Raw genomic sequence first — 11,752 nt, forward strand, 5'->3', positions numbered from 1 at the left:
AACAATGGAAAGTCTGGGCGCGCAAACGACCCCGGAAACGATCGCGTCCGCGATCTTCTCGGCCGACAAGCTCGGCAGCGGCCTGATGGCGTTCGAAGCCGCTGATGGAACGACGGTCTCATATCAGGAGAGCCTGCTGGCCGTGGGTAAGTTGATCGTCTTGCTCCGGAAGCTCGGGCTGACGTCCGCGGACCGGGTCGCGTTCATGGCGCCGAGGGGCCCGCTCGGCGTCATCGGATTTCTCGCCATCTCCTCGGTGGCGATGTGCTGCCCGCTCAATCCCCGGCTCAAGGCTGATGAGCTCGAGGCCACCATCGATTCGATGCAGGTCACGGCGCTGGTCGATGTCGGCGCGAATGCCGTAGCGCAGCAGGTGGCCGAAGGGCGCGGCTTGCCCACTCTCAATCTGGCGGCACAGACGAGTGGACTCGAGGTCGATGGTGCGGCGCTGCGGGCGCGTTCGGTCCTGAGCTCCGATCTTGTTGATGCCCCCAAGGTCGCGCTGATCATGCAGACCTCCGGCACGACGTCGAAACCGAAGCTGGTCGCGCTCACGCACAAGAATATCCTCTCCGCCGCCGGCGCCATCCGCGACGCATTCAGTCTGAATGAGGCGGATAGCTGCCTCAATCCGATGCCGTTGCATCACGTCCACGGGTTGATAAGCGCCAGCATATCTTCGCTTCTGTCGGGTTCTCGGGTGATCTGCACCGACAATTTCTCGACCGCCGAGTTTGAACGAATCCTGCAGTCGCGCCGGCCGAGCTGGTTCACCGCATCGCCGGCGATGCATCTGGCGACGCTGGAGCATTACAAAAACAATGGCCGAGCGCCGCCGCGCGGATGCTTGCGTTTCTTCAGGTCGTCGTCGGCGCCACTGCCGGCATCCGCAATCGGCGAACTGGAGCGATTGTTCGACGCCCCGCTGGTCGAGACCTATGGGTTGACGGAAACGGCATCGATGATCTGTTCCAATCCGTTGCCGCCGGGCATTCGCAAGCTCGGCTCGGTCGGAATCGCCTTCGGCGCGGACATTCGAATCGGGGACGAACGCGGCGACACGCTGCCGGCGCATGGGAACGGCGAGATCCTGGTGCGCGGCCCGAGCGTCATCACCCATTACGGCGTCAGCGACACGCCGGTGCCGAACACGTTCTTCAACGACTGGCTGCGCACGGGTGATGTCGGCTACATGGACGAGCACGGCTATCTCTTCATCGTCGGTCGCACCAAGGAACTGTTCAAGCGTGGCGGGCTCTCGATCTATCCCGCGGAAGTCGACAACGCGCTGACGTCGCATCCCGGCGTGGCCGAGGCTGTCGCCTTCTCGATTCCGCATCCGACGCTGGGCGAAGAACTGGTCGCCGCCGTCGTCGCGCGGGCCCATGCGTCGCCGACCGACGTCGAGCTCCGCGCTCACATCGCCCGGCAGCTCAGCACCTACAAGGTGCCAGCACGCGTGCTGGTCATCGCGGCGATCCCGAAGAACGAGACAGGCAAGATTCTACGCAGAGAGATGGCGGCCAGTCTGGCGGAGCATTTCCGCCCGCAAAATGTCGCGCCACGATCCGCCGTCGAAGCCACCTTGCTCGAGGTCTGGAATCGCGTGATCGATCGCGGCGATTTCGGCGTCACCGATAACGTCTTCCTGCTTGGCGCGGACCCGCTCAGGGCAGAGCGCTGCGCGGAGATTCTCAAGTCCGCCCATCACCTCGCCGTATCGACGCGCGAGATCATGGCCAACCCCACGATCGAGCAGCAGGCGGTGCTGCTGTCGTCGAGACTGGTGACCTCACTATGACGACAACCGCAACAAGCACCACGACGACCCGCGAAGGTCCGGTCCTCATCGTCACCATCACGCGCGTGGAACGCGCCAATGCGCTGCACTCGGCGGCGCATTTCGAGCTGTCGCGGATCTTCGACGCATTCGAGGCGGACCCGACCTTGCTGGTGGCCATCATTACAGGCGCGGGTGAGACCTCCTTCAGCGCCGGCAACGATCTAAAAGTGCAGGCCGAGGGTGGCCCCATGGAGCGGCCCCCGACCGGGTTCGCCGGCCTGACCAAGCGCAGCAATCGGACGAAGCCGGTGATTGCCGCGGTGAACGGCGTCGCGCTCGGCGGCGGCTTCGAAATCGTGCTGGCCTGCGATCTCGCCGTTGCCGCGCCGCATGCGCGCTTCGCGCTGCCCGAGGTGAGGCGGGGTCTGGTTCCTCTGGCCGGCATACATCTGCTGCCGCGCCAGGTCGGATCGAAAGCGGCCATGGCGATCCTGCTCGCGGGCAAGTGGTTGACGGCATCCGAAGCACTCGCGCTCGGGCTTATTAATGAAATCTCGGCGGAGAACGGCGCGCTGGATGCGGCGAAGAAGTGGGCCGGGCGGGTCCTGCGGGGATCACCGCAAGCGATCGCCACCTGCCTGGATATCGTCGAGCGCAGCCGGCGCACCCCGGATGTGCAGGACGCCTTGGACGGAGACTACGAAAGCCTGCGGAGTCTGAGAGCGAGCCCCGATTTTATCGAAGGGCCGAAGGCGTTTTCCGAGGGGCGGGATCCGGTCTGGTCGCGCGGAAAGGAAACGAACTGATGGCGCCGAGCAAAGCGAACGAACAGCCGGATGGGATCCTGCCCGATATCGTCGTAGCTTTCGACAGGGCGCAGCGAACCGGCCTGCCGAAGGTCGCGCAAATCTGCGATGCGATCTCGAACCTCATCGCATCGGGTAAGATCAAGGAAGGCGCCAAGCTTCCCGGCGAGCGCGAGCTTTCCGCGGCACTCAAGATCAGCCTCGGAACGGTGCAGAAGGCGCTCAATCTCCTGATGCACGACGGGGAGCTGGTCCGCGACCATGGCCGCGGAACGTTCGCAAAGGCCAACCGGCACGCCATGCGAGAGCTGTGGCACTATCGCTTTCGCGATACGGCAGGTGCCGGACTTCTGCCGGTCTATGCCAAGGTCGTGGAGCGCGTGCTTGTCAAGCCGGAGCCGATCCTGACGGCGTCGTTGGGTGAGGACGAACGCGGATATATCCGTATCAGTCGCGTTATCAACGTCGGCGATCGCTTCACGTGCTGGAGCGAAATGTTTCTCTCCGCGACCCGGTTCGACCGGATTCTGACCCTGCCGATTTCTGAAGTCGAAAGCGTCAACCTCAAGCAATTGCTGAACGAGGAATTTAACGTTCCGACCTTGGCTGTGCACCAGACCGCGACGATCCTGAATCCCGGCAAGACCATCTGCAGGCAGCTCGCAGTCGCCAAAGACTCGCTCTGCCTGCGGCTCCAGGTGATCGCGACGAGCCGCCGCCGCGAGCCGATCACGTTCCAGAAAATCTATGTCCCGCCGGTCGAATACGAAATGGAGCTGACGGAAGCTCCGTTCGAAACGGCCAAATCGCTAGCGGCATAACCGCCCGCCCCACCGAAACCCAAAAGAAGGACTGCCAGCATGGTTCGCTCAGGAGGAATGCCCGGCGATGTGTTGGGGCGCGCGATCAGGAGCTTGCGTTCTGTCGTCGGTGCGGCGACGGCGGTCACGCTCGTCCTGGCCGCGACCGGCGGAAGCGCCAGCGCCGAAACGGCCAAGGTCGTGCTGCAGTTCGGCATCTCCTATCTGCCGCTGTCGGTGATGCAGGCGGAAAATCTCTGGGAAAAGCGTGCCAAGGAGCTCGGCCTCGATCTCAAGGTGGAATGGCAGAATCTGGGAAATGGTGGCGCGTTGAACGATGCCATCCTGACGGGATCCGCCGATCTGGCGGCCGGCGGCCTGGCGCCGATGATGAAGCTCTGGGATCGCACGCGCGGCAACGTCAAGGTGCGCGGCATCGCCGCGTTGAATTCGTCGTCGTTGCTGCTCGTCACCAATCGCCCCGACATCAAGAGCCTGAAAGATTTCAAGCCGGACGATAAAATCGCGCTGTCTGTTCCCAAGGTCTCATATCAGGCCGTGGTGCTGCAGATGGCAGCCGAAGAGCAGTTCGGTAAAGGCCAGTTCGGAAAGCTTGATGCGCAGACGGTGTCCATGAAGCATTCGGATGCCGTGGCAGCGTTGCTGTCGGCGCGCAGTTCGATCGCAGCCTATTTCGGCAGTTCACCTTACCAGGAAGCCGTGATGAAGCGGCCGGGAATCCAGAAGGTTCTCACCTCGTTCGATGTGCTGGGAGGCCCCACAACCTTCAGCGCCGTGTGGTCCGCGACCTCCTTCGTCGAGAAACGGCCGGTCGCTTACAAGGCGTTTCTTCTCGCGCTCGACGATGCGGTCAAACGCATCGCGAGCGACAAGCCCGGCGTCGTCGACGACTACATCAAGGTCACGAACACCGAGGAGAGCGAGCGGGAATCCCTTCTCGCCATCGTCAATGATCCCCAGAACGTCTACACGCTGGTGCCGCAGAGCACGGAGAAATTCTCGGAATTTCTGGCGCGGACCGGTTTCCTCGACAACAAGCCGGTGTCCTGGAAGGATTACTTCTTCCCCGGCATCTATCCACTTGGGGGCAACTGATGTTGGTCCGCGACAATCAGATGCAGTTTCAACAAGCGTTTGCCGCAACGCGGAATTCCGTCCTGCTCGACGTCAAGGACGTCACGCTGCAATACGCCTCGCGGACCAGCCTCGTCACGGCGACCTGGCGCGTCAGCTTCAACGTTCAATATGGCGACCGCTTCATTCTGCTGGGCCCCTCAGGCTGCGGAAAATCCTCGCTTCTGAAGGCGATTGGCGGGTTCATCCGGCCGGTGGAGGGCAGCATCACCCTGCAAGGGAAGCCGATCACCAAGCCCGGCCCCGACCGCATGATGGTGTTCCAGGAGTTCGATCAGCTGTTCCCCTGGCGTACGGTGATCGAGAACGTGATGTTCCCGATGACGGTCCGGCCGTGGTCGAAGCGTGATTGCCGGGAGCGGGCACGGGAGGCGCTCGAGAAGGTGGGCCTGAGCAGCTTCGCCGACGCCTATCCTCACATGTTGTCGGGCGGCATGAAGCAGCGCACCGCCATTGCACGCGCTATGGCGATGGAGCCGGACGTGCTTCTGATGGATGAACCCTTCGCGGCGCTGGATGCTTTGACGCGCCGGCGGCTGCAGGATGAGTTGCTGCGGCTGTGGGACGATCTTCGCTTCACGATGCTGTTCGTGACGCATGGAATCGACGAGGCGACACGGATCGGCTCGCGCATCCTTCTTCTGTCGCCGCATCCGGGCCAGGTGCGTGCCGAGTTCAGCTGCCGGTCCGATTGGGACGCAGCCCAGCGGCAAGGTCTGGAGCAGCGCATCACGACTATGCTGGTGGAAGGCACCGAAAAACCTCAGATAGGCGTGGCGTCATGAGCAACACGTTTGAAAATGCGATCCGGCCGGATTTTGTCGTTGATGTCGTCGCCAAGCCGAACAAGGACTTCGTGGTCAAGCCGCTGGCGATCTGGGAAAGGGTGCTGGATTCCGATGGCTTCCGGCGTGCGATGATTCTGATCCTGCTTGCGGCTGTATGGCAGGCCTACGCACTCTTTGCCGACAATGACCTCGTGTTCCCGAAGCTGACCGACGTGCTGGTCGCGTTGTGGCGCACTACGCTCAGCGGCGTGCTGCCGGCGCGCACGTGGAATTCGCTGCAGACGCTGCTGACGGGTTATGCGCTCGGCATCGGGCTCGGCGTGGTGATCACGACGGCGGCCATCACGACCCGTCTGGGGAGCGATCTTCTCGCCACGCTGACCGCGATGTTCAATCCGCTTCCCGCGATCGCGCTGCTGCCGCTCGCGCTGCTGTGGTTTGGCCTGGGGTCGGGCAGCGTCCTGTTCGTGCTTGCGCATTCGGTGCTGTGGCCGTTCGCGCTGAATACACACGCTGGCTATCAGGCGGTCAGCGAAACGCTCCGTCTCGCGGGCCGCAATTGCGGCCTGCCGCCGCTGCAATATGTCATGCGGGTGCTGATGCCGGCGGCACTTCCGTCCATCATCGCCGGCCTGAAGATTTCGTGGGCCTTCGGCTGGCGAACCCTGATCGCCGCGGAGCTGGTGTTCGGCGCGTCCTCGTCGGGTGGCGGCGTCGGCTGGTTCATTTTCGAGAAACGCAACGATCTTAAGATTCCGGACGTCTTCGCCGGCCTCCTCGTCATCGTCCTAATCGGTCTGTTCATGGAAGGCGTCTTTTTCCGCCTGCTGGAGCGGCACACCGTTCGCAAATGGGGAATGGTTCGCTCTGTCTGACGCAAAACCTGCGCAGGCAACATGGTCCGGATAGCAAAACTCATGGACGTTCACGAACGATGGGTCACCTATCGCGGAGCTGTCGATGCATGGGAGTGCGACCAGATGCAGCACATGAATATCCAGCATTTTGCGCGGCGGATCGGCATGGCCGAACACTATCTTCTGGTGCAGTTCGGCTTGTCAAGCAGCGCGCTGCATGGGCGACAACTCCATGTGGTCGCAGCACGGGAGCATATCGCGTTTGCAAAGGAGCTTCGCGCGGGCTGCCCGATCGTCGGCCACAGCGTGCCGGTCGCGATCGGCGGAGATCATCAATTGCGGCTGCAGCATGAGCTGATCAACGGCATCTCTGGCGACACCTGCATGACCGCGCGCAGCGAATACGCGCTCGTTGACAGCGGTGGTGCGCACCATCCGTGGCCGGAGGCGCTGGTCCAGGCGATCGATGCCTCCGCCAGTCAAGCAGAGCCGCCGTTGCGACCGTCGGCCGGAGATGGAGGCAACGGCATCGAATGCGGACGCTGTATCGTTTCTGAGGACGACTGCCAGGCGGGCGATGTCACCCGCGAAGTCCTGGTCCGGCTCGCCAATCACGCGGGGAGCCATGTCGGCCTCGAAAAAGGCCGTCAATGGGAGGACGGCCGGCTGACCGTCGGCTCCGCGACGCTGCATCTGGCCATCGAGCGTCATGCGGCCATTTTGCCTGGAACGATGCTGCAGATCCGGAGCGCGCTCACGCACAGCTCCGGGAAGATCGTCCACATCGAACATCACCTTCTGGATGCTGTCACTGGGCGCGAGCTTGCGACGATGGCTACAGCGCACGTCTTCTTCGACGTGGCGAGCCGCAAGGCCATCGCAGTCCCCGATGGTCTGACGAGACCTGTTTCGGAAGCCGCGGCTTCGCCGTCCACGCTCTCGTAGGCAATCCGCCAATCTCCCTTGATTTGGAAAGTCCTCGCCATGTCTTCAGAACAGTCGTTCACCAACTGGATGCCCGAAGTCGCGCCGGTCGATGCATCGGACGCCGGCACGGTCGGGATCGATAACTGTGGGCCCTTCGTCGCGGGCAGTTATCAACGCTTCACTCTGACTTACACCGCGGGACGCTATGGCATCGACGATACCGGTTCATTGAAGATCTGCTATCGCTTCGCGTCCGACATGGGACGGCCGCAGTTTTCGGACCCCACGGCCGCGAATTGGGTCGGTGTCGTCGCCTCCAACGGCGCCGTTCTCGATTTTCGATTCGATCAGAAACAAAACACCCGTCCATGGGACCGGACCATCTACATCAAGGTGGTCGCCGGCTACATGCGGGAAGGCGACACGATCACGGTCAGATTCGGCACCGATGAACGCGGCGCCGGAATGCGGATGCAGACATTCGTCGATCCGGAATTCTGCTTCCACGTTCTCGTCGATCCGATCGCCACCTACACTTACGTCGAAGTGCCTGGCGTTCCCCTGTTGCCGATCGTGCCAGGAGCCGCCCATAAATGGAACGCGGTCATTCCGACATCGCGGGCGCGCGGCGACGTCTTTGCGTTGAGTATTCGCGCCGATGATATCTGGGGCAATCCCACGGCCGATTGTCCCCCGGGTCCGTTCCGTCTGAAGGGCAACGGTCCCGTCGCTGCGCTGCCCGATGAGGTCCGCTTTCAGCCTGGCGCCAAGGCGCTGCGGATTGAAGGCCTGAAGGTCAATGCACCGGGCTTGATCATCATCGATGTCCTTGATCCCGGCGGACAGAAGGTCGTCAGCTCGAATACTCTGGTGGCAAAGGACGAACTTTCGCTGCGGCCCTATTGGGGCGATCTGCACGCGCAAAGCGGTGAGACCATCGGCTCGGGTTCGGCGCTGGATTATATGGTGTTCGGACGAGACTATGCCTTTCTCGATATGATTGGGCATCAGGGCAACGACTTCCAGATCACCCCCCAGTTCTGGTCAAGGCTTAACAGCCTGATGCGCGAGTGGAACGCGCCCGGCCGGTTCGTCACGTTGCCGGGCTATGAATGGTCGGGCAATACGGCTCTGGGCGGCGACCGCAATGTCTTCTACAAGGACGAGAGCCTGCCCATCCGGCGCTCGTCGCACGCGCTTGTCGCGGATCGTTCGGACGTCGAGACGGATTGTTGGGACGCGCGCGCGCTGTTTTCTGCTCTGGGCCCCGACTTTTCGCAGACCGTTGTCTGGGCCCACTGCGGCGGGCGATATGCTGATATTGCCTACGCGCACGACCATGCCCTGGAGCGGTCGGTCGAAATTCATTCGAGCTGGGGAACGTTCGAATGGCTCGCGGCCGACGCGTTTCAGCATGGCTATCGCGTTGGTATCGTCGGCAACAGCGACGGTCACAAGGGGCGGCCGGGATCGGAGCCACCCGGGGCTTCGTTATTCGGTGCGCTGGGTGGCCTGACCTGCTACTGGATGAAAGAGTTGACGCGCGACTGCCTGTTCGATGCCTTGCAGTCACGCCACCACTACGCGACGACCGGATCGCGCGTGCATCTGATGGTTGATGTTCGGCTGGATGATTCCGCAACGGTGTGGACTGACGATCCACGCGTGGCCGGCGCGCGCTCGCACACGTCAGATGTCGTCATGATGGGCGATATCGTCTCGTGTTCGGCGAGCAGTGTCGCCCTTCATGCGACGATCGTGGCGGACTCTGCCATCCTGTGCGTTGAAGTGCGGCGTGGTTCAGAGATTCTGGAAACGATCCGCCCCAATGGCAAGCTGCCGATGGGCGGCCGTTATCGCATCGAGTGGAGCGGGGCTGAATACCGAGGACGCGCACGGCAAACCGTCTGGGACGGCACGCTCAAGGTCGAGGGCGCGGAAATCGTCGGTGCGAACCCGATCAACTTCCTGAATCCGGATCGTCCGTTGAAGCAGGTGTCGAGGACCGAACTGTCGTGGTCGTCGATCACGACAGGCAACTACGCCGGAATAGACCTGGTCCTGAGCGGCGACGATGCCGCGATCAAGATCGAAACAGCGGTGGGAGAGCTGGCGGTCAGTCTTGCGGACGTCGGTCACGAGCCGACAATCCGCAAGTTCGGAAAACTCGCCCGCGAGCTTCGGATTTCGCGACAGCCCGACGAATATGCGGTGACGGCCACCGAACTGAGGCGCGACATCGATCTTGTTGCCGGCGACAACCCTCTGTGGCTCCGCGCCAGTTTTGCGGACGGACACCAGGCCTGGTCCAGCCCGATCTATTTCATTGGACAGCAATGATGCTCCGGGCGGAACTCGCGGGGAGTTTGTGAAAATGCGCGTACTAACCTCGGCTGGGGACATCCTCCCCAGGACACTCGACTTCGAGGGCCTCGGTTATTGCGCATCGTTCGACCCCGCCGCTATTTTTCCGCGCAACAGCACAGAGCGGATCAATCTGATGATCCACTTTCATCGCGCGGAAATCGCGCGCAGAGCCGATTGACATCTAGTCGTGAAACCTCGCGAATTCCTGCTGGATTCCGGTGACGAAGTCCTGGGCTGGACTAGGTGGTTGCTTGTTCAGCGGTACGACCAGGCTGAAGCGTACCTCGATGCGCGGCTCAAGCCGCTTGAAGCAGATGTCTGGCTCGACGGCTGCCTCTGCGCTGAACGGGTCGACGATGGCGAGCCCACCGCCGGCGGCGACCAGCGAGCAGGCGATCAGCGACGAGGGGGTTTCCGGGCCGAGCTGGCGACGGATTCCCTGGGAGAGAAAGAAGGAATCGATTCTCGTCCGCAGTAATGTTGCTCGGGCGATTGAAATGAACGGCTCGGAGCTGAAGTCGGCGGGGACCAGCACCGGCTTTGCGGCCAACATGTGTGATGCTGGTATCGCGGCGACCGCTGCAACACCAGCCAGTTCCTCCCGACGTATGCGGGGATGGTCGAACGGAGAGTCGACGAAACCGATGTCGCAGCGGCCACTTGATATCAATTCGATGATGGCTTCTGACGAATTTCCGATCAGCTCGATATTCAGATCGGGTCGCTGAGCCAGGAAGCGGCCAATGAAGCGCGGCAGCCAACCCACGTAGAGCGCGGGAAGGGAAGCGACCCGAAGGCTTCCGCGGCTGTGACGTCTGAGGCCGGCCGCAGATTGATCAATCTGCTCGAGGCCGACGAAATAGCGCTCGACGTCCAGAAACAGGGCGGCCGCCTCGGCGGTCGGACGCAGACGTCCTCCGGTGCGTCGTTCGAATAGCGTCAGGCCGATGCGCGCTTCGAGGTCCCGGATGAGCCGGCTGACCGCTGGCTGCGATATCCGCATGGCGGCGGCCGCTGTGGTGATGCCGCCGGCGACCATCACAGCTCGGAAGGCCTCGATCTGCCTCTGATTGATCATCAACGACCCATAACATTAGATTCTAGGCCAAAGCCTGAATTGTATTTGACCAGCTATGGGCTGGCTGCGACCATCATAAAAATTATTCGAAAATTCAACAAAGTGGGGATAAATTCATGCTGAGAAGGTTGCTTCTCGCGGCTATTGCCGTGTGCGTTACCCATGCCATTCCTGCATCGGCTCAGGACGCGACACTTTATGTCGCGGGTTCCGGCGGGACGATGGAGAAGGCGATCCGCAGCGAGGTTTTTCCGTCCTTCGCAAGCAAACACAACGTCAAGCTCGAATACATCGCCGGCAACTCCACCGACGTGCTGGCCAAGCTCCAGGCGCAGAAAGGAAGCCAGCAGATCGACGTCGCCATCATCGACGACGGCCCGATGGCGCAAGCGGTGGCGCTGGGCTTTTGCCGACCGCTCGATGTGGGCCCGGTGGTCGACGACCTCTACGGCATCGCTCGCTTTCCAGACGGCAAGTCGCTGGCCTTCGCTCTGCTCGGCGCCGGCTTCGTCTACAGCAAGGAGACCTTTGCCAAGAATAACTGGCCGGTGCCGACCTCTTGGAACGACCTCGCCGATCCGAAGTTCAAGGGCAAGATCGTGATCCCGCCGCTGAACAATACATACGGGGTGATCTCGCTCGTGCAGGTCGCCAAAGTGAATGGCGGCAGCGAGAAGAACATCGAGCCGGGCTTTATCGCCTTCAAGGACAAGATTGGCGCGAACGTGCTGGCCTACGAGCCGTCGCCCGGCAAGATGACGGAGTTGTTGCAGAGCGGACAGGCGGCGCTCGCGGTCTGGGGATCGAGCCGTGCCAAGGCTCTTGCGGACAGCGGATTTGCCTCAGACTTCGTCTACCCGAAGGAAGGTGGCGTCGTCATCGGTGTCGGCATTTGCCCGGTCGCCGGCGGGAAGGAGAGCCCGCTCGCGCAGCAGTTCATTGCCCATCTGCTCTCGCCCGACATGCAGGTCGCCATGTCGAAGACGTCTGGTCTTGCGCCCGCAAACAAGAAGGCCGAGCTGCCGCCAGAGAGCCGCGCAGGAATGCCTTACGGTCCCGAGCAGGTCGCACAGCTCAAGACGATCGACTGGGTCGAGATCAACCGCCAGCGCGACGACTGGAACAAGCGCTGGGTCCGCGAGATCGAACGCTAGCATCGCACACCGTTTGGCGCCGGTTCTTGAACGAGCC

General features: G+C 62.2%; 10 protein-coding genes. 9 read left to right on the forward strand and 1 reads right to left on the reverse strand.

What is annotated here, in order from left to right; all coding sequences use genetic code 11:
- Positions 1 to 4 precede the first annotated feature (4 nt).
- The 8 genes from UP06_RS06045 to UP06_RS06080 are packed head-to-tail and all read left to right on the forward strand — an operon-like array spanning position 5 to position 9,456.
- Complete coding sequence (locus UP06_RS06045; protein ID WP_050031561.1) at positions 5 to 1,801, forward strand: non-ribosomal peptide synthetase; 1,797 nt, start codon at positions 5 to 7, stop codon at positions 1,799 to 1,801.
- The gene (locus tag UP06_RS06050; RefSeq protein WP_045001364.1) at positions 1,798 to 2,589 is read left to right on the forward strand and encodes an enoyl-CoA hydratase-related protein; all 792 of its coding nucleotides are present in this window, start codon (positions 1,798 to 1,800) and stop codon (positions 2,587 to 2,589) included. The genes UP06_RS06045 and UP06_RS06050 overlap by 4 nt, the downstream gene beginning before the upstream one ends.
- A complete protein-coding gene (locus tag UP06_RS06055) occupies positions 2,589 to 3,410 on the forward strand; it encodes a GntR family transcriptional regulator (RefSeq protein WP_045001365.1) in 822 nt (273 codons plus the stop codon). Before UP06_RS06050 ends, UP06_RS06055 begins: the two co-directional genes overlap by 1 nt.
- 39 nt (positions 3,411 to 3,449) lie before the next feature.
- On the forward strand, positions 3,450 to 4,505 hold the full coding sequence (locus UP06_RS06060; RefSeq protein WP_082081266.1) for an ABC transporter substrate-binding protein: 1,056 nt from the start codon (positions 3,450 to 3,452) through the stop codon (positions 4,503 to 4,505).
- The gene (locus UP06_RS06065; protein WP_082081267.1) at positions 4,505 to 5,329 is read left to right on the forward strand and encodes an ABC transporter ATP-binding protein; all 825 of its coding nucleotides are present in this window, start codon (positions 4,505 to 4,507) and stop codon (positions 5,327 to 5,329) included. The genes UP06_RS06060 and UP06_RS06065 overlap by 1 nt, the downstream gene beginning before the upstream one ends.
- The gene (locus tag UP06_RS06070; protein WP_045001369.1) at positions 5,326 to 6,207 is read left to right on the forward strand and encodes an ABC transporter permease; all 882 of its coding nucleotides are present in this window, start codon (positions 5,326 to 5,328) and stop codon (positions 6,205 to 6,207) included. The genes UP06_RS06065 and UP06_RS06070 overlap by 4 nt, the downstream gene beginning before the upstream one ends.
- A 42-nt stretch (positions 6,208 to 6,249) precedes the next feature.
- Positions 6,250 to 7,134 carry an acyl-CoA thioesterase gene (locus UP06_RS06075; RefSeq protein ID WP_045001370.1) on the forward strand — a complete coding sequence of 295 codons (885 nt, stop codon included), beginning with the start codon at positions 6,250 to 6,252 and terminating at the stop codon, positions 7,132 to 7,134.
- 39 nt (positions 7,135 to 7,173) lie between these two features.
- Positions 7,174 to 9,456 carry a DUF3604 domain-containing protein gene (locus UP06_RS06080; protein WP_082081268.1) on the forward strand — a complete coding sequence of 761 codons (2,283 nt, stop codon included), beginning with the start codon at positions 7,174 to 7,176 and terminating at the stop codon, positions 9,454 to 9,456.
- Between the two features lie 208 nt (positions 9,457 to 9,664).
- On the opposite strand, the gene UP06_RS06085 is transcribed toward UP06_RS06080, so the two are convergent.
- Positions 9,665 to 10,561, reverse strand: a complete 897-nt coding sequence (locus tag UP06_RS06085) for a LysR substrate-binding domain-containing protein (RefSeq protein WP_045001372.1) — start codon at positions 10,559 to 10,561, stop codon at positions 9,665 to 9,667.
- 116 nt (positions 10,562 to 10,677) lie between these two features.
- Here UP06_RS06085 and UP06_RS06090 point away from each other — a divergent pair, with 116 nt between their 5' ends.
- On the forward strand, positions 10,678 to 11,715 hold the full coding sequence (locus UP06_RS06090) for an ABC transporter substrate-binding protein (RefSeq protein WP_045001374.1): 1,038 nt from the start codon (positions 10,678 to 10,680) through the stop codon (positions 11,713 to 11,715).
- The last annotated feature ends 37 nt before the right edge of the window (positions 11,716 to 11,752 follow it).

Origin of the sequence: Bradyrhizobium sp. LTSP857 (assembly GCF_000938285.1) — a bacterium.
In the GTDB taxonomy this organism is placed as follows: Bacteria; Pseudomonadota; Alphaproteobacteria; order Rhizobiales; family Xanthobacteraceae; genus Bradyrhizobium.